The organism is Microbacterium insulae, from assembly GCF_042677065.1.
GTDB lineage: Bacteria > Actinomycetota > Actinomycetes > Actinomycetales > Microbacteriaceae > Microbacterium > Microbacterium insulae.
Genome location: NZ_JBHTII010000001.1, coordinates 2075213 through 2093149, shown reverse-complemented (window position 1 = coordinate 2093149; position 17937 = coordinate 2075213). Strand labels below are relative to the sequence as shown.

Here is a 17937-nt window from a genome sequence, read left to right as displayed (position 1 = left end):
GGAGTGTTTCATTCGGGGCGAGGGTCGGAGCCCGCGCGGTGCGGCGTGCAGAAGCCGCAGGAAGTGGTGGACGCGTTCAGTGCTGCATCTCCGCGATGAGACGGAAAGGAACGCGATAGATCCCAAGAGGGGACTCTCGACTGTACCACTGATTGCCTTCGGCCAGCGCCGTGAGGATTCCGTGAGGAGGGACGGATGCCGCGGCCCGGCGGGGGGTAGCGTGTGCTGGTGGCGATCGGACGTCGTGGCGCAGAGGCGCGCGGAGCGCGGTTCATGGTCCGCTTCCGGCTGCACCCCACGCAGGCCGTCGTCGTGGGATTCGCTGCGGCGATCCTCGCGGGGACGCTTCTCCTGCTGACCCCGATGGCCAAGGCCGGCCCGGGGTCGGCGACGTTCGTGGAGGCCCTCTTCACCGCGACGAGCGCCGTGTGCGTGACCGGGCTCGTCGTCGTCGACACGCCCACGTACTGGACGCCGTTCGGCCAGGCCGTGATTCTCGTGCTCATCCAGCTCGGCGGACTCGGCATCATGATCTTCGCCTCGCTCATCGGGCTCGTCCTGGCGCGTCGCCTCTCGGTGCGGTCGCGCCTGTACGCCGCGACCGAGGCGAAAGTGCTCGGCCAGGACGACGTCCGCGGAGTCCTGCGCGGGATCGTCGGGATATCCTTCGCGATCGAGGGCGTGCTCTTCGTCATCCTCCTCCTGCGCTTCTGGCTCGGCTACGACTACTCCTTCGGTCAGGCAGTGTGGCACGGCATCTTCCATGCCGTGTCCTCGTTCAACAACGCCGGCTTCGCGCTCTACACCGACAGCCTCATGGGGTTCGTGGGCGACCCGTTCGTCTGCCTCCCCATCGCCGCGGCGATCATCCTCGGCGGACTCGGATTCCCCGTGATCATGCAGCTTCGGCGCGAGTTCCGAAGGCCGCTGCACTGGACGATGAACACGAAGCTCGTCCTCTGGGGAACGGCGGTGCTGCTCGTGGCGGGGACGGGGTTCATCACGCTGGTCGAATGGAACAACCCCCAGACACTGGGTGCACTGGATCCCGGAACCCGCGTGCTGGCGGGCTTCTTCCAGTCGGTCCAGACCCGCACGGCGGGATTCAACTCGGTCGACATCGCGGCCCTGCACGACGAGACATGGCTCGGCATGGACATCCTCATGTTCATCGGCGGCGGCCCGGCAGGCACGGCGGGCGGCATCAAGGTGACGACCTTCGCCGTGCTGTTCTTCATCATGGTCACGGAGCTGCGCGGCGAGGGTGCCGTGAACATCTTCGGCAAGCGGCTGTCCCGTGCGGTCCACCGCCAGGCGATCACGGTGGTGCTCATCGCGGTCGCCGCCGTGATCGCCGGAACCGGCGCGATCATGCTTCTGACGGGCGAGAACCTCGATCGCTCGCTGTTCGAGACGGTGTCGGCCTTCGCCACCGTCGGGCTGTCGACGGGCATCACCGCGTCGCTGTCGGATCCGGCGCAGATCGTGCTCGTGGTGATGATGTTCCTCGGCCGACTCGGACCCCTGACCCTCGGATCCGCCATCGCCCTGCGCGAGCGGCGCATCCTGTACGAATTCCCGAAGGAGAGGCCGGCCATTGGCTAGATTCCCGAAGTTCACCGCCGCGGACCGCGGTCGACGCGTCGCCGAGGCCCACTCCGTCGCCGTGATCGGCCTCGGCCGATTCGGCAGCGCGCTCGCGCTCGAGCTCATGGCCGGCGGCACCGACGTGCTCGGCATCGACGTGGACGAGGAGCTCGTGCAGTCGCACAACGGAGAGCTCACGCAGGTCGTCCGTGCGGACTCCACGCGGCGCGAGGCGCTCGAGCAGCTCGCCGTCCAGGAGTTCGACCGGGTCGTCGTCGCGATCGGCGGCGACATCTCGGCATCCATCCTCACGTGCTCGCTGCTCCTCAGCATGGAGATCCCCGCCATCTGGGCGAAGGCTGTCGACGACCAGCACGGTCTGATCCTCGAGCAGCTCGGCGTCGACAAGGTGATCTATCCCGAGAAGGACATGGGCAGGCGCGTCGCCCACCTCGTCCGCGGTGCGGCGCTCGACTTCATCGAGATCGCCCCCGGCTACGCGATGGTGAAGGCCCCGGCGCCCTCCTCCATCCAGGACAAGCCGCTCGGAGACACGGGCCTGCGACGCACGCACGGCGTCACCATCGCAGCCTTCCAGCACGGCGATCAGCCGTGGGACAACGCCGACAACCGCACGGTGCTGACCGCCGGCGACACCATTCTCGTGGTCGGCAAGACACGCGACGCGGAGGCCTTCGCCCAGCTCCTCTGACCGCTCCGCAGGTGAGCCCCGCAACGTCACCCGTGCGCAACCGCGTCGCCATTCGCCATACTGGCGGGCATGGATGCCGTCAACGAATGGTTGCTGACCTGGGGTGATCACCTCTGGACGTGGGTCGTCCTCCCCGTCGTCGTGGTGCTCGGGCTGTACTTCACGATCCGCTCCGGCGTCGTGCAGTTCCGCCTGATCCCCGAGATGTTCCGCACGCTGACGGACAAGACGCCCCAGACAGCCGACGGCAAGCCGCAGTCGGTGTCGGCCTTCCAGGCGTTCACCATCTCGGCGGCCTCGCGGGTCGGCGTCGGCAATATCGCCGGCGTGGGCACCGCGATCGCCGTCGGCGGCCCCGGCGCGGTCTTCTGGATGTGGGTCATGGCGTTCATCGGCGGCGCGTCGAGCTTCATCGAGTCCTCGCTCGCCCAGCTGTTCAAGGTTCGTGACTCCGACAGCTTCCGCGGCGGGCCGGCCTACTACATGCAGCGCGGGCTCAAGGCGCGGTGGCTCGGGGTCTGGTTCGCGATCATCCTCATCGTCTGCTTCCCGTTCGCGTTCAGCTCGCTGCAGGCCAACACCATCTCGGCCACCGTCTCGGCGGCCGTCGGCGGTGACCTTCCGTGGCTGCCGTGGGTCGTCGGCCTCGGGATCGCCGTGTTCACCGGTCTCGTCGTGTTCGGCGGCGTGCGTCGCATCGCGTCGGTCACGCAGTTCCTGGTTCCGATCATGGCGGTGCTCTACCTGCTGCTCGGCATCGTCGTCGTCGCTCTCCACGTCGACCGCATCGGTCCGGTCTTCGCCGAGATCTTCACCTCGGCCTGGGGGTTCAACGAAGTCGTCGGCGCAGCCTTCGGCTACATCGTGCTGACCGGTGTCAAGCGAGGAATGTTCTCGAATGAGGCGGGCCTCGGATCCGCCCCGAACGCGGGCGCGAGCGCCGCCGTCACGCACCCGGTCAAGCAAGGACTCGTGCAGACCCTGGGCGTCTACTTCGACACGTTCCTCGTCTGCTCGATCACGGCGTTCATCATCCTCGTGTCCGTTCCGGACCTCTCCGAGGCCACCCGCGGCATCGGTCTCACGCAGGGGGCACTGGTGAGCACGCTCGGCGAGTGGTCGAACATCGTGCTCAGCGTGATCGTCTTCCTGCTCGCCTTCTCGTCGATTCTGGGCAACTACTACTACGGCGAGTCGAACCTCGAGTTCATCTCCACCAGTCGAGGGCTGCTCACGGGATACCGCGTGCTCGTCGTCGTGGCCGTCCTGGCGGGCTCGGTCGTCGGCGCCGACCTCGTGTGGAACTTCGCGGACGGGGTCATGGGCCTCATGGCCCTCACGAACTTGATCGCGATCGGTCTGCTGTCGGGGATCGCCTTCAAGCTGCTGAGGGACTACACCGAGCAGCGGCGCGCCGGCCGGGACCCGGTGTTCACCCGCGACCGGCTCCCGGACGTCACGGGGATCGAATGCTGGGAGGACGAGCTCACCGTCACGGGGCCCATCGACGTCGCCACGAAGTCCCGGCAGGCCGCGAAGCACCGCGACCACCTGCACCACGACGGAACCGCGGCACCGTGATCCCGGTGGTACGGTCGCCCCGTGGTGGCCTCATGCGCACCCTCCGGTGACGCGCCCCGCCTCGGCCTCACGCTGAGCGGGGGCGGTGCGTTCGGCGCCGCGCATGTCGGTGTGCTCCAGGTGCTCGAGGAACGGGGCATCCGCCCCGGCATCGTCACCGGCACCAGCTCGGGGGCCCTGGTGGGAGCCGTGTACGCCGGGGGTATGGACGGTCCGGCGATCGAGCGCATCGCGCGGCGCTTCCGGTGGAACCGGATCGCGGCGTGGAGCGTGAAACCGCGCTGGGGCCTGCTCGACACGACCGTGGTCACGGACGCTCTCCACCGCCTCTACGGGCACGATCCGCGGATCGAGGACCTCCCCCGGCGATTCGGCGCCGTCGCCACCGACTTGCGAACGCGAAAAGCGGTCATCATCGACCGCGGCCCGTTGAGCGCGGCGCTGCGCGCGACCATCGCGGTCCCGGGACTCCTGCCGCCCGTCCGCCTTGGAGGACGCCTCCTCGCCGACGGGGGCATGGTCGACAACGTGCCGCATTCGGCCGCCCGCACGCTCGGCGCCGATCGCGTGATCGTCGTCCACCTCCACGCGAAGTGGGAGAACGCGCGGATGATGCGGACGAGCACGAAGCTGTCGGAGCTGGTGTCCGACCCGTCCGTCCTCCTCATCCAGCCCGAGATGGCACGGATGGCGCAGTGGTCGATGCGCGACGTCCCCCGACTCATCGACGAGGGTCGACGCGCCGCGATGGCCGTGCTCGATCACGACGGTGCGGACGCCCATATCGGATAGGAAGCCGCTCGCGACCTTCGCGCAGGGCCGAGAGGGGAAAGGGAAAAGCGGTCCGGTGATCTGGGGGTGTCCGGACCGCTTTCCCGCCAGATCCGTCGCGCTGAAAAGTCGGGCGATCCGGGGGGCTGGCAGGTGAGGCTCTGGGGAAGCCTCGGCACCACCGTATATGCAAGCGAATGCACAATCTGTGCACGACACGAAGTCGAATCCGGCGTGGCGCGACTCGCCACGCCGGATTCCCTGCGTACTCGGAGACTCGCCCGCTCCGCGCGACCCGACGCGGGTCAGGCCGTCTGGCCGGCGTGACGGCCTTCGGCGATCTCCTCGACCACCTTGGCGTTGAAGGCGGGCAGGTCGTCCGGCGTGCGGCTCGACACCAGACCCTGGTCGACCACGACCTCCTCATCGACCCACTCGGCACCGGCGTTGCGCAGGTCGGTCTTGAGGCTGGGGTAGCTCGTCACGGTGCGCCCCTCGAGTACACCCGCCTCGACGAGCGTCCAACCGCCGTGGCAGATCACACCCACGGGCTTGCCCTGGGCGAAGAAGTCGCGCGCGAGCGCTACCGCCCCGTCGTCCATGCGCAGGTTGTCGGCGTTCACGACGCCTCCCGGGAGGACGAGCGCGTCGAACTCCGCCGCCGAGGACTCCCCCGTTACGGCGTCGACGGACTGCGAATGCCCGTTCTTGCCCTCGATCGTGCCGGCCTCGGGCGCGATCAGCACCGCCTCGGCTCCGGCATCCGTCACCGCCTGCCACGGCGACGTCAGCTCGCTGTCTTCGAATCCGTCGGTCGCGACGAACGCGACCCGCTTCCCTGTGAGATCGGTCATTCCCCCACGCTAGGAAACCCGACCGCCGGTCCGGAGGGGGTTGACAGGTCGGGTGCCGCGCGCCGCACGGCGACCCCGCTCAGGCGATGCGGGTGCCGGGGGGAAGTCGCCGCGCCGGGGTGTCGGTGCGCGACCACGCCCACCACAGCAGACCGGCCGAGAGCAGGAGCTGCAGCCCCAGTCCCACGAACCAGCTGGGCGTGGACTGCTCGATGATCTGCTCGGGAGTGCGCTGCTGCTCGGCCGAGGGCGGGCTGCACTCGTCCCACGTCAGCTCCGCCTCGGGAGCCTGCTGCGCGCTGCGGATGCCCAGCTTGATCTGACCGAACAGGTCGACCGGGTAGCCCCGATCGTCGAAGGTGTTCGGCGTGGCATCCGCGAGGATCACGAAGGGGTTCGCGGCGAGCATCCACCACACGCGGTCGAATCGCGGAACCTCCTGCGTGTACGAGTACCACTCGCCGCACTCGGGGGACGGATCCTGCACGCACGGATACTCGTCGCTCGGAGTCTCCCCCGGCATGCACGGGAACTCGTCGTCCTCGTACGCCTCCCAGTCGATCGACCGGGTGTTCTGCGTCTGCTCGGTGCGCATCGTCGCCCCGAGCAGCCCGAATGCGATCGGGGTGCCGATCACGAGCGCCGCGACGACGAGGTAGGTGGTGGCGACCGAGAACAGCGGGCGCGCGATGATGCCGCTCAGCGCGACACCGATCGCGGCGATGACGCCGACCTCGACGACGAGGACGAGCAGCGAGATCGCGATGGTCGCGGCATCCGCACCGCCGGCCAGCGTCGCGATCACCAGGAACGGGATCGCGACGGCCACGAACGCGAGCCCGGTGACCCACGCGGCGAGGAACTTGCCGACGATGATCTCGGCAGTCGTCGCCAGCGTCACCTGCACGGGTGCGAGCGTGGCCGCGTCCCGGTCGCCGTTGATCGAGTTGCCGCTGAGGGTCGGCGAGACCAGCACGATCAGCAGCAGCGTGATGTAGACGATCGTGGAGTAGATCGCCGACCCCTGGTCCCGCTGCGCCCAGCTGAACGCCAGGAACGAGAGGGCCGTGACGATCACGAGGATGAGCGCGAAGACACCGAGCAGCACGTACCAGGCGATGCTGCGGGTGCGCTGGATCAGCTCGAGGCGGACGATGGTCCCCAGTCGCTGCGCGTTCACGGGGTGACCTCCTCGTCGGGCGCGGTGGGCGCGGTCGGGGCAGGCGGGGCGGGCGGCACGCCCTTCCCGAGGTCGAGGAAGGTGTGCTCGAGGCTGCCCTGGGCGGCGGCGAACTCGGCCACGGGCAGGTCGGCTGCGATGAGGGAGCGCAGCGCGGCCGCCGCGGCCTCGTCCGAGTCGAACTCGACGAGGACGTCTCGCCGGTCGACGCGCGCGGAGGCGCCGAGCACGCGCGCGATGCGTTCGGCGGCGACGGATGCCTCGTCCCCGGCGAGCCTCACCCTCCAGGGGCGCGCACGGCGCGATGCGGCGGCCACCCGGCGGCTGTCGACGGTCTCGCCGTCGACCATGAAGACGGCGTCGTCGACGACCTCCTCGAGCTCGCTGAGGATATGGCTGGACACGAGGACCGTGCGACCCTCCCCCGCGAACCGGCGCAGCAGAATGCGCAGGTCGATCCGCGCCTGCGGGTCGAGTCCCGACGCGGGTTCGTCCAGCAGCAGCACGCGCGGCTCGTGCACGAGGGCGCGCGCGAGTCCGAGCCGCTGCTTCTGGCCGCGCGAGAGCACCTTCGCAGCGGAGTCGGCGAGCGCGCTCAGCCCGACCTCGGCGAGCAGGGCCTCGGCGCGGGCCGCGGCGTGCGGCTTCGGCATCCCGTACAGCTGCCCGGTCACGACGAGGGTCTCGCGGGACGTCAGCGACCCCCACGCGCCCAGCGCGTCGGGCATCCATCCGATGAGGGCCCGGGCGGCATGCGGGTCGGCGACGGGGTCGACGCCGTCGATGCGGATCGTCCCGTCGTCGGGCGCGAGGAGCGAGGCGAGCATGAGGAGGAGCGTGGTCTTCCCGGCGCCGTTGGGCCCGACAAGACCCGTGACACGGCCCGCGTGGGCCTGGAGCGTCGCGCCTCTCACCGCGTGGATGTCGCCGAAGGAGCGCCGGACGCCGTGGACGTCGATGCCGGGAGAGGTCATGGGACTCACCATCTCATATCGGCGCGACGTCGCCCGTCAGGAGCGGAAGAACGCCACGCCGAGGTCGGGGTGGTCGACGAAGACCCCGTCGACGCCGGCATCCCGGATCCTCCCCCACTCGGCTTCCCAGTCGCCGAACGCCGCCGGGCCGCCTCGCCCGCGGAACTGGCCGATCAGGTAGCTGTTCTCGGGTCGGCATGTCCACGTGTACACCCGCAGCCCCCGCTCGTGGGCGTCGGCGACGACCGTGGACGTCCCTGCCCGGCCGAGCTTGTCGGGCGCGAGGATCATGCGCTTGTCGACGCTGATGCCGTCGACCCGCCCGACGAGGCCGTCGAGGCCCGCGGGAGCCGCCGTCTGCCGGTACGTCAGTGCGGACGTGCCCTGCCGCGAGAGGAGATCGAAGGGGCGCCCAGCCGCTTCGAGCAGGTACACGTAGGTCGCCCGGATGCCGCGTTCCTGCAGCTGGAAGAGGACGGTCGACTCGAACGCCTCGATCGTGAGAGGCAGGGCGCCCTCCGCCCAGCCCGCCTCGCGCAGCTCGGCGTCCACGAGTGCCGCGACATCCCACCCCAGGGCGGCGAAGTACGTCGCGTGCTTGATCTCGAGGACGACGCCGATCTCCCGGCCCTGGGCCAGCGACGCGTCGCGCACGAGGTCGAGGACGTCCTTCAGGCGCAGCACGGGCTGCTGATCGTCGAACGTCGCGCTCGACGGCCGGATCTTCGGCAGGCGCTCGCGGCAGCGGAGCCCGGCCAGCTCCTCCCACGTGAAGTCCTCGGTGAACCATCCGGTCAGCTCCGCGCCGTCCACGGTCTTGGTCGTCCGGCGGTCGCGGTACTCCGGGCGGTCGGCGACGTCGGTGGTCCCCGAGATCTCGTTCTCGTGACGAACGACGAGAACCCCGTCGGCGGAGACGACGACATCGGGTTCGACGCCGTCGACACCGAACTCGAGCGCGAGGTCGTACGACGACCGGGAGTGCTCGGGGCGATACCCGGGGGCGCCGCGATGACCGATCACGAGAGGAGTCGATCGCGGCATCGCTCCAGGCTACCCGCGGGGTCCGTCGGGGGCGGGCCACGGCATCCCTCATAGCCGTCTCACAGCGCCGGGCGTGCCGCCGCGCCGGGCCGTCGGATATCGTTGATCAACAGCACCGTGCTGTGCAACCCGTGACTTGGAGTGTGAGAGCAGTGGCCCTCAATAACCCCGCGTTCAACAACCCCGCCTTCCAGGACTCGAAGGCCGCGCAGACCTACCCCGGTCGCCCCGGCCTCCAGCCGCCCGCCGCGCAGACGCAGACCGCCTCGGCCCAGCACGCCGGAACGGATGCCGCGGCCCAGGCGCAGCTCGAGGGCATGTACGCCGCCCCGGCCGCCGGTGCCGTCGACACCGACCGCATGACGGTCGAGGACACCATCTGGAAGACCGTCGGCCTGTTCGCCATCCTGCTGGTCACCGCCGTCGGCGGCTGGATCTGGACGATGGCCCCCGTCGCCGAGACCGGCCAGCCGACCCTCATGCCGTGGATCGTCGGCATGCTCGGCGGTCTGGTCCTGTCGCTCGTGGTGATCTTCACCTCGCGCAAGAAGATCCGCCCGGCGCTCATCTTCGGGTACGCCGCATTCGAGGGCCTCTTCGTCGGCGGCATCTCGGCGTACTTCGAGATGATCTGGGAGGGCATCGTCCTGCAGGCGACCCTCGGCACCCTGTCGGTCGTCGGCGTGACCCTCGCCCTTTTCGCGAGCGGCAAGATCCGCGCGTCGAAGAAGGCCACGAAGGTCTTCATGATCGCGATGGTCGGCTACCTCGTGTTCTCGCTGCTGAACCTGGTGCTCATGTGGACGGGCATCAACACCAACCCGTGGGGTCTCCTCGGCGGCACCATCGCCGGGATCCCGATCGGTCTGCTCATCGGTGTGCTCGTCGTCATCATGGCGGCGTACTCGCTCGTGCTCGACTTCGACTCGATCCAGCGCGGCGTGCGCAACGGCGCCCCCCGTCAGTACGGCTGGCTCGGCGGCTTCGGCATCATGGTGACGGTCGTCTGGCTCTACATCGAGATCCTCCGCATCATCGCGATCGTCCGCGGCTCGAACTGAGTCGAGTGCGCGCGCAGCGCGTGTATCGAGATCTTCCGCAGGGTCGCACCTCATCCAAGAACGGCCGTCCGGGTTTCCGGGCGGCCGTTCTGCTGTGAGCGGAAGGGCTCGGCGGGCGCGGCATCCGCGTCCTATCGTGACGGCATGGCCGAGATCATCCCGCTGCCGACGACGTCCGCCCCGCGAGCGCCTCGCTCCCCGCGGCCGGCGCGCGAGCCCGAGCCGCTGTGGCGGGACGCGCTCGGCGAGCAGCTTCGCCGTCTCCGTCACGACCGCGGCGAGCGCCTCGCCGACACCGCGGAGCGCGCGGGGCTGTCGCCCCAGTACCTCTCCGAGATCGAGCGCGGTCTCAAGGAGCCGTCGAGCGAGATGATCGCCGCCGTCGCCGGCGCCCTCGAGGTCACGCTGGTCGAGCTGACCGCGGCGGTGGCCGACGAGCTGCGCGGTGCCGAGGCATCCCGCGCAGCCGCAACCTGCCGCGGCACCGTCGCCCTCGCCGCCTGACCGCGCCGCCTGATCGGAAGGCAAGCCCTGGCCGCTGTCCGCGGGCGCCGCTAGCGTGGGCCGGGTGAGCCCAGCGCGCAAAGAGGAGTTCCTCGACGTCGACGGACGCGAGGTGCGGGTGTCGAGCCCCGACAAGGTCGTGTTCCCGGTTCCCGGCCTCACCAAGCTCGAGATCGTGCAGTACTACCTCGCCGTCGCAGACGGGGCGCTGCGCGGCGCCGGTGGCCGGCCGATGGTGCTCAAGCGCTTCGTCAAGGGCATCGCCCAGGAGGCCTTCTTCCAGAAGCGCGTGCCCGAGAACCATCCCGATAACATCGACACCGCGACCCTGCACTACGCGCGCGGCACCTCGGCCGAAGAGGCCGTGATCCGGGATGCCGCGGGCCTGGCGTGGGTCGTCAATCTCGGGTGTCTCGACCTCAATCCGCATCCCGTGCGGGCCGAGGACCTCGATCATCCCGACGAACTTCGGATCGACCTCGATCCCATGCCCGGAGTGGACTGGTCGCAGATCGTCGACGTAGCGATGGTCGCGCGCGAGGTCCTCGACGACGTCGGGCTCGTGGGCTGGCCGAAGACGAGCGGGTCCCGCGGACTGCACATCCTCGTGCGGATCGCCCCCCACTGGGACTACAAGCAGGTGCGGCTGGCCGCCGAGACCCTCGCCCGCGAGGTCGAGAACCGCGCTCCCGGTCTCGCGACCGCCCGCTGGTGGAAGGAGGAGCGCGGCGAGAGCGTGTTCGTCGACTTCAACCAGAACGCCAAGGACCGCACGGTGGCCTCGGCCTACTCGATCCGCCCCTTGCCCGACGCGCGGGTCTCCACCCCGATGGACTGGGACGAGGTCGGCGTGCGCCGGCCCGAGGAGTTCACCGTGCGCTCGGTGCTCGAGCGCTTCGCGGCGATCGGCGATCCGCACCGCGGCATCGACGACGCCGTCGGCACCCTCGACGGCCTCCTCGCCCTCGCCGACGAGCTGGGTCCCGCCGAGAAGCCGCCGCGCGGGGGCGACGCCGACGGAAGACGGCAGTCGACGATGCCCCTGATCGAGGTCGCGCGCACGAAGACCAAGCCCGAGGCCCTCGACGCGCTCGAAGTGTGGAAGTCGCGGCATGCGTCGGCGGCGGAGCTGCTGCACCCGGCTGACGTCCTCGTCGACGGAATGCGGGGCTCGAGCTCGCTGTGGTATCGCGTGCGCGTGAACCTGCAGCACGTGCCCGACGACGAGCGACCGGCGCAGGAGGACCTGATCGCCGACTACGACCCGTGGGCGGGCAAGGTCTGGCCCGGAAGCCCGGGAACGGGTTAGGCGCTCTGCGCGAGGCGGGCGATCCCGTACTCGAACGCCGCGTCCACGTCGCCGCCGAGCCGGAACGCGCCGGCGAGCTCCATGCTCACGAACCCGGTCGCCCAGGCCGTGAGCAGGCGCGCCTCCTCGAGCGCGCGCTCCTCCCCCACCGCCTCCCGGGCGGCCCGCAGCACCGGCTCGCTGGCCCGGCCGAGGGCCTCGTCGTTCCCCGGGATCGCGTACAGCAGACGGAAGGCCTCGGGCCGGTCCCGCGCGAAGGCGCGGTATCCGCGGGCGAGCTCGGCGAGGGAGCCGTCGGATGCCGCGAGCCGACCGCCGAGATCCTCTACGGTCGCCTCGACGATGAGCCGCAGCAGCGCTTCTCGGTCGCGCACCCGCTTGTAGAGCGAGGGTGGCCGCACACCGACGCGGTCGGCCACGGCCTGCATCGTGACGGCGGATGGACCCCCGCGCTCGAGCAGGTCCCGGCCCGCGTCGACGATGGCTTCGAGCGAGGTGCGGTCTGGTGCCGGCATCCGGTCCTCCTGGCAAGGCTATTGACATAAGCCATCATGGCTACGTACAATAGCCTACACCTCGAAGCGAAAGAATCAGAATGCGACTCAACTCCCACCTCCACCGCATCGGCAACGACATCGTGGCCGCCTATCTCGTGGTGACACCCGAGGGCATCACCGTCATCGACGCGGGTCTTCCCGGGCACTGGGACGACCTGAAGACCGAGCTCGCCGAACTCGGACGATCGTTCGACGACATCCGCGGCCTGATCCTCACCCACGGTGACAGCGACCACATCGGGTTCGCCGAGCGTCTTCGCCGCGAGCACGGCGTACCCGTCTTCGTGCACTCGGCGGACGCCGACCGGGCGCGCGGGGGCGACAAGCCCAAGACGGCGATGGGACCCCTGCGCGTGGGTCCGACCGCCGGCTTCTTCGCCTACGCGGTGCGCAAGCGCGGCTGGCGCACCGAGTACCTGACCGAGGTGACCGAGGTCGCCGACGGAGACGTGCTCGACCTCCCGGGTTCACCGCGAGTGATCGGCCTGCCCGGTCACTCGCCGGGGAGCATCGCCATCCACGTCCCGATCGCCCGCGCGGTGTTCGTGGGCGACGCCCTGACCACGCGCCACGTGCTGACCGGCCGCCTCGGCCTTCAGCCGGCCCCGTTCACCGATGAGCCCGCACGAGCGGTCGACTCGCTCGATCGGCTGTCGGGTCTCGACGCGACCTGGGTGCTGCCCGGGCACGGGGCGCCCTGGCAGGGCTCGCCCGACACGGTCGCCGCCACCGTCCGCGCGGCGGGCTGATTCATCGCGTGCTCGAGTCGTCTCAGCGCGGCTCGAGCACGTGGTCGGCGAGGCCGTACGCGACCGCGTCCGGGGCGGTGAACACCCGGTCGCGGTCGGTGTCGGCGCGCAGCTGCGCGGCATCCTTTCCCGTGTGCCGCGCAAGGATCGCCTCGACGTCCCCACGCACCCGCACGAGCTCGTCCGCCTGCAGGATGAGGTCGGGGATCGCGCCCCTCCCCTGTCCCGCGGGCTGGTGCAGCACCACCCGGGCGTGCGGGAGGACCGCGCGCTTCCCCGCGGCGCCGGCCGCGAGCATGACGGCGCCCACCCCGATCGCCTGTCCGACGACGGTGGTGGCGACATCCGGCCGCACGTGCTGCATCGTGTCGTAGACCGCGAGCATCGCCGCCGGGTCACCCCCCTCGCAGTTGATGTAGAGCTGGATGTCGCGCTCCGGACTGTCGGCGTCGAGGTGCAGCAGCTGCGCGATGAGCGCGTTCGCGACGCCGGCGTCGATGCCCGTCCCGAGGTAGACGACGCGTTCGGACAGCAGGTGCGAGTAGACGTCCATGACGCGGTCGCCGCGTGGATGCTGCGCCACGACGTTCGGGATCGTGTAGGAGCTCATGCCGCCTCCCCGGGTGCGAGGCCGAGACCCGCGGGGCGCCGGCGCCGGGGAACGACCTGGTCGAAGTCGTCGACGATCCCGTCGATGAACCCGTAGTCGAGCGCCTGGGCGGCGGTGTACCACCGGTCGTGGAGGGAGTCTTCGAAGATGCGGTCGGCGCTCTGCCCGGTGTCTTCGGCGATGAGCCCGAGCACCGTGTCGCGCATATGCCGCAGATCGTCGGCCTGCACCTCGACGTCGACCGCCGAGCCACCGATCCCCGACGACCCCTGATGCATGAGGATGCGCGCGTGCGGCAGGGCGCGCCGCTTGCCCCTCGTGCCGGCGGAGAGGAGGAACTGCCCTGCGCTGCACGCGAGGCCGAGCGCGAGGGTGGCCACGTCGTTGGGGACCAACCGCATGATGTCGCGGATCGCGAGCATCGAGGGCACCGATCCGCCCGGCGAATGGATCCAGAGAGCGATGTCGGATGTCTCGTCCTCCGCCGCGAGGGCGAGGAGCTGCGTTGCGAGGAGGGTGCCGTTGTCGTCGTCGAGCGGACCGTCGAGCACGAGCACCCGCTGGTGGAACAGCTCGCGCCGCGCTTCGGCCCCGAACAGGGGGATCTTGCCTTCTTCAGCCATGACTCCAGCGTGCGGGCGAGGCGGGTGCGCGGCATCCCGTTCCGCCGTCGGCGGCTCCGCCCCGGGCGGAGCGCGGGCGTCAGACTCTGCGCGAGGGCGCGGCGAGGACGTCCTGCACCGCCTGAGCGAGGGCGGCGGTGACCCGGTCGGGGTCGACGCGGCGGGCCATCTGCGCGGCCTCGCGGGAGAGCCGCGCGTGCTCTTCGGGGTCGGCGATCACGCGCACGATCGCGGCCGCGAGGGCGGCCTCGTCGCCGTTCGGCACGAGCACGCCGCCGCCGCGCGCCAGGTGGTCGCGGGGGCCGTAGGGGACGTCGTAGGCGATGACGGGCGTGCCCCGCACCATCGCCTCGACGATGGCGAGGGCCTGCCCTTCGAAGGCCGACGTCGTGAGGAACGCGGATGCCGCGTCGAGCACGCGCTCGGGATCTTCGGTGATCCCGCGCAGGACGACATGAGCGGTGAGACCCTCGTCCTCGATGAGCCGCTGCAGGGCATCCTGCTCGGCGCCGGCCCCGTAGATGTCGAGGGTGGCGTGGGGGACCTCTTTTCGCACCTCGCGGAAGGCGCCGATCGCGTGGTCGACGCGCTTTCCCGGCGCGAGGCGGTTCAGCATGACGACGCGTCCCGGAACCCTCTCCGAGCCCGGCACGACGGCGGAGGCGGCGGGGACGCCCGCGGGGATCACGAGGTGCACGCCGGCCTCCCCGAACCTGTCGATGACGTCGGAGCGCTGCGCTTCGCTCAGCCACAGCACGGCGTCGAACCGCTCGGCGAGGCTGAACCAGCGTGTCCACAGCGGGTTGAGCGGCGCATCGGGCGTGTGGGGAGGCTCGAGATGGATGGTGTGGATGGAGTGGATGAGTCGGACGCCGGGGTCGTTCCACCCTGCGATGAGCTCTCCGAGCTGGCGGGACTCGCAGATCACGACGACCGGTTTCCCGTCGGCGGCGGAGCGCAGCTCGTCGACGACCGCGGCGAGCCACGCGCGGTACAGCGCGCCGAACCCTTCGACGACACCCGCGACGCGGCCGTCGCGGCCGTACACGGCGACCGGCGCGGTGGTGATGTGCCAGTCCGGGTCGCCGTGGATCACCGGCAGCCCCACGATCGGTCGCCCGTCGGCGTCGTTGATGCGGCGGTACTCGAGGGCGGGATCGGGGTCACCGGGCTGCGCGGCGTCGAGGAGCCACGCCGCCGCGCCGCCGCCCGGGTGGGAGGCCTCGTCGAAGAGGTTGCGCATGCGGTCCGCGCCGGTGATGAGGCCGCGCTCGTCGAAAGCGCGGCGATGCCTGGCGTGGTCGGCCGGCGTGCCGGGGTCGAACGTCAGGATGAGGGGTCCGCGGCCTCCCTCGACACCGGCCGCCGCCATCTGCCGTGCGCGGGCGAGGATCGCCATCGCGTAGCCGCCGTCGTGGTCGGGGATGAGCCGGCTCGACAGGATGAGGTAGGAGGCATCCGGGAACGTCGTCACCCTCTCATCCTCCCGCATCGGCCGCCGAGGTTCAGCGGGCCGGCGCACCCGCCGAGGTTTCACACCCTTCCGATTCCGTAGTGAGTACTCGCTCACAGGGACTCACGTGAGAACCCGCTCACACCGCACACCCGGGACCGCTCGGGGTCTGTGAGCACGAACTCATATACGAGGATCGGATGCCGCTCGAGCCGCAACACCGCGGCGCGAGAACGACACCGTCATTCCCACTCGATGGTGCCGGGGGGCTTCGACGTGACGTCGAGCACGACGCGGTTGACCTCGCGCACCTCGTTGGTGATGCGGTTCGAGATGCGGGCGAGCACGTCGTAGGGCAGGCGGGTCCAGTCGGCCGTCATCGCGTCCTCGGACGAAACCGGGCGCAGCACGATCGGGTGGCCGTAGGTCCGGCCGTCTCCCTGCACGCCCACGGAGCGGACATCGGCCAGCAGCACGACCGGGCACTGCCAGATCTCCCCGTCGAGTCCCGCGCGCGTCAGCTCCTCGCGCGCGATGGCGTCGGCGTCACGCAGAATCTCGAGGCGGTCAGCGGTGACCTCGCCCACGATCCGGATGCCGAGCCCGGGGCCCGGAAACGGCTGGCGGCCGACGATCGCCTCCGGCAGGCCGAGCTCGCGGCCGATCGCGCGCACCTCATCCTTGAAGAGCGTCCGCAGCGGCTCGACGAGCTCGAACTGAAGATCCTCGGGCAGGCCGCCGACATTGTGATGGGACTTGATGTTCGCCGTCCCGGTGCCTCCACCGGACTCGACGACGTCCGGATAGAGCGTGCCCTGCACGAGGAAGCGGATCGGCTCGCCGTCGGCTGCGGCCTCCGCGATGAGCTCGCGCTCGGCCGCCTCGAAGGTGCGGATGAACTCGCGGCCGATGATCTTGCGCTTCTCCTCGGGATCGGACACCCCGGCCAGCGCGGCGAGGAACTGCTCGCGCGCATCGATCGTGACCAGCCGCACCCCGGTCGACGCGACGTAGTCGTTCTCGACCTGCTCTCGCTCGCCCTTGCGCAGGAGGCCGTGATCGACGAAGACCGCGACCAGCTGATCGCCGACGGCCTTGTGAACCAGGGCGGTCGAGACCGCCGAGTCGACCCCGCCCGACAGCGCCGACAGCACGCGGCCGCTGCCGACCTGCTCGCGGATCCGCTCCACCTGCTCGGCGATGACGTTCCCGCTGTTCCAGTCGGCCGGAAGGCCGGCCGCCTTGTGGAGGAAGTTCTCGATGACCTGCTGACCGTGGTCGGTGTGCTTCACCTCGGGATGCCACTGCACACCGTAGAAGCGCTTCTCGTCGCTGCCGAACGCGGCCACCGGGGTGGCCGTCGTCGAAGCGAGCACATCGAACCCCTCGGGCGCGCGGGAGACCTGATCGCCGTGGCTCATCCACACGTTCTGATCCGCCGGCTGCCCGCCGAGGAGCACCCCGCCGTCACCGGTGAGCGAGGCATCCGTCGCGCCGTACTCGCGCAGCCCCGTGTTGGCGACCTCGCCGCCGAGGGCCTGGGCCATGACCTGGAAGCCGTAGCAGATGCCGAGCGTCGGCACTCCGAGGTCGAACACGCCCGCGTCCAGCGACGGCGCACCCGGCTCGTAGACCGAGGACGGGCCGCCCGACAGGATGATGCCGACCGGATTGCGCTCAGCGATGTCGGCGGCCGACGCCGTGTGCGGCACGATCTCGCTGTAGACCCCCGCCTCGCGCACGCGCCGTGCGATCAGCTGGGCGTACTGCGCCCCGAAGTCGACGACGAGGACGGGACGCTGCGAGGTTTCGGTCTGCTCTGTCAACGCTGGTTCTCCGTGGGGATCGCGTGGGTGAGGGTCGAATGGGTGGCCTGCGAGTGGAGCTCCGCATCCTCGCGGGTCTTCAGGTAGGACGTGACCTCGCGGCCGACCTTGGCCTCCATGAAGAACGACAGCAGCGGCACGATGCCGCCCAGCGCGAGGAGGAGGAACCGGCCGAAGGGCCAGCGCATGAGGCTCCACACGCGGAAGCACGAGAACAGGTAGACGACGTAGAACCAGCCGTGGGCGACCAGGATGAACAGCGACAGGTTGAAGCCGTCGCCGGTCGAGATCATCTCGCAGTCGTTGGTCATCGGTGCGAACAGCGACCACCACTCGCAGCCGGGGCCGGCGATGACCGGCGCGAACCACAGGAAGCCGCCGGAGCCACCGAGGAAGAGCTCGACATGCAACGGCGTGTATTTGAGGATCATCTCGGCCACGAGCAGCAGCAGGCCGACGCCGGTGATGATCGAGCACACCTGGTAGAACTTCAGGGCTCCACGGATCGCGGGGAAGGACGCGAGCTTCGGGGCGCGGGGCAT

General features: G+C 70.2%; 18 protein-coding genes. 8 read left to right on the top strand and 10 right to left on the bottom strand.

Going from position 1 to position 17937, the window contains the following annotated elements; translation table 11 throughout:
- Nucleotides 1-273 precede the first annotated feature (273 nt).
- The 4 genes from ACFQ0P_RS09680 (at nucleotide 274) to ACFQ0P_RS09665 (ending at nucleotide 4672) form a co-directional block, all read left to right on the top strand.
- A complete protein-coding gene (locus ACFQ0P_RS09680) occupies nucleotides 274-1605 on the top strand; it encodes a TrkH family potassium uptake protein (protein ID WP_204981340.1) in 1332 nt (443 codons plus the stop codon).
- A complete protein-coding gene (locus ACFQ0P_RS09675) occupies nucleotides 1598-2299 on the top strand; it encodes a potassium channel family protein (RefSeq protein WP_204978493.1) in 702 nt (233 codons plus the stop codon). The genes ACFQ0P_RS09680 and ACFQ0P_RS09675 overlap by 8 nt, the downstream gene beginning before the upstream one ends.
- 69 nt (nucleotides 2300-2368) lie before the next feature.
- Nucleotides 2369-3880 (top strand): alanine/glycine:cation symporter family protein, encoded by a 1512-nt coding sequence (locus ACFQ0P_RS09670; RefSeq protein WP_204978492.1) that lies wholly within the window; start codon nucleotides 2369-2371, stop codon nucleotides 3878-3880.
- Between the two features lie 21 nt (nucleotides 3881-3901).
- Entirely contained in the window at nucleotides 3902-4672 is a 771-nt protein-coding gene (locus ACFQ0P_RS09665; protein ID WP_204978491.1) for a patatin-like phospholipase family protein, read from the top strand.
- 284 nt (nucleotides 4673-4956) lie between these two features.
- On the opposite strand, the gene ACFQ0P_RS09660 is transcribed toward ACFQ0P_RS09665, so the two are convergent.
- The 4 genes from ACFQ0P_RS09660 to ACFQ0P_RS09645 all read right to left on the bottom strand — a co-directional run bounded on the left by ACFQ0P_RS09660 (nucleotide 4957) and on the right by ACFQ0P_RS09645 (nucleotide 8703).
- A complete protein-coding gene (locus tag ACFQ0P_RS09660; protein WP_204978490.1) occupies nucleotides 4957-5505 on the bottom strand; it encodes a type 1 glutamine amidotransferase domain-containing protein in 549 nt (182 codons plus the stop codon).
- A gap of 79 nt (nucleotides 5506-5584) precedes the next feature.
- Nucleotides 5585-6685 (bottom strand): ABC transporter permease, encoded by a 1101-nt coding sequence (locus tag ACFQ0P_RS09655; RefSeq protein WP_204978489.1) that lies wholly within the window; start codon nucleotides 6683-6685, stop codon nucleotides 5585-5587.
- Nucleotides 6682-7659 (bottom strand): ABC transporter ATP-binding protein, encoded by a 978-nt coding sequence (locus ACFQ0P_RS09650; protein WP_204978488.1) that lies wholly within the window; start codon nucleotides 7657-7659, stop codon nucleotides 6682-6684. Before ACFQ0P_RS09650 ends, ACFQ0P_RS09655 begins: the two co-directional genes overlap by 4 nt.
- A 36-nt stretch (nucleotides 7660-7695) precedes the next feature.
- A complete protein-coding gene (locus tag ACFQ0P_RS09645; RefSeq protein ID WP_204978487.1) occupies nucleotides 7696-8703 on the bottom strand; it encodes a glycerophosphodiester phosphodiesterase family protein in 1008 nt (335 codons plus the stop codon).
- Between the two features lie 152 nt (nucleotides 8704-8855).
- Here ACFQ0P_RS09645 and ACFQ0P_RS09640 point away from each other — a divergent pair, with 152 nt between their 5' ends.
- The 3 genes from ACFQ0P_RS09640 (at nucleotide 8856) to ligD (ending at nucleotide 11577) form a co-directional block, all read left to right on the top strand.
- Nucleotides 8856-9764, top strand: a complete 909-nt coding sequence (locus ACFQ0P_RS09640; RefSeq protein ID WP_204981339.1) for a Bax inhibitor-1/YccA family protein — start codon at nucleotides 8856-8858, stop codon at nucleotides 9762-9764.
- Nucleotides 9765-9908: 144 nt separating this feature from the next.
- Nucleotides 9909-10268 (top strand): helix-turn-helix domain-containing protein, encoded by a 360-nt coding sequence (locus ACFQ0P_RS09635; protein WP_204978486.1) that lies wholly within the window; start codon nucleotides 9909-9911, stop codon nucleotides 10266-10268.
- A 64-nt stretch (nucleotides 10269-10332) separates the two neighbouring features.
- Entirely contained in the window at nucleotides 10333-11577 is a 1245-nt protein-coding gene (gene ligD, locus ACFQ0P_RS09630) for a non-homologous end-joining DNA ligase (RefSeq protein WP_204978485.1), read from the top strand.
- On the opposite strand, the gene ACFQ0P_RS09625 is transcribed toward ligD, so the two are convergent.
- On the bottom strand, nucleotides 11574-12092 hold the full coding sequence (locus tag ACFQ0P_RS09625) for a TetR/AcrR family transcriptional regulator (RefSeq protein ID WP_204978484.1): 519 nt from the start codon (nucleotides 12090-12092) through the stop codon (nucleotides 11574-11576). The genes ligD and ACFQ0P_RS09625 overlap by 4 nt on opposite strands.
- 80 nt (nucleotides 12093-12172) lie before the next feature.
- On the opposite strand from ACFQ0P_RS09625, the gene ACFQ0P_RS09620 reads away from it, so the two are divergent.
- Complete coding sequence (locus ACFQ0P_RS09620; protein WP_204978483.1) at nucleotides 12173-12883, top strand: MBL fold metallo-hydrolase; 711 nt, start codon at nucleotides 12173-12175, stop codon at nucleotides 12881-12883.
- Between the two features lie 22 nt (nucleotides 12884-12905).
- Here the strand turns inward: ACFQ0P_RS09620 and ACFQ0P_RS09615 are convergent, their stop codons facing one another.
- From ACFQ0P_RS09615 to ACFQ0P_RS09595, 5 genes are all read right to left on the bottom strand, one after another.
- Nucleotides 12906-13493, bottom strand: coding sequence for a ClpP family protease (locus tag ACFQ0P_RS09615; protein WP_204978482.1), 588 nt, complete (start codon nucleotides 13491-13493; stop codon nucleotides 12906-12908).
- Nucleotides 13490-14116: a ClpP family protease gene (locus ACFQ0P_RS09610; RefSeq protein ID WP_204978481.1), complete on the bottom strand. Its 627-nt coding sequence runs from the start codon at nucleotides 14114-14116 to the stop codon at nucleotides 13490-13492. Before ACFQ0P_RS09610 ends, ACFQ0P_RS09615 begins: the two co-directional genes overlap by 4 nt.
- A gap of 79 nt (nucleotides 14117-14195) precedes the next feature.
- Nucleotides 14196-15590, bottom strand: coding sequence for a glycosyltransferase (locus ACFQ0P_RS09605; protein WP_204978480.1), 1395 nt, complete (start codon nucleotides 15588-15590; stop codon nucleotides 14196-14198).
- A 221-nt stretch (nucleotides 15591-15811) separates the two neighbouring features.
- Entirely contained in the window at nucleotides 15812-17395 is a 1584-nt protein-coding gene (guaA, locus tag ACFQ0P_RS09600; protein WP_204978479.1) for a glutamine-hydrolyzing GMP synthase, read from the bottom strand.
- Nucleotides 17392-17937, bottom strand: coding sequence for a DUF3817 domain-containing protein (locus ACFQ0P_RS09595; RefSeq protein ID WP_204978478.1), 546 nt, complete (start codon nucleotides 17935-17937; stop codon nucleotides 17392-17394). The genes guaA and ACFQ0P_RS09595 overlap by 4 nt, the downstream gene beginning before the upstream one ends.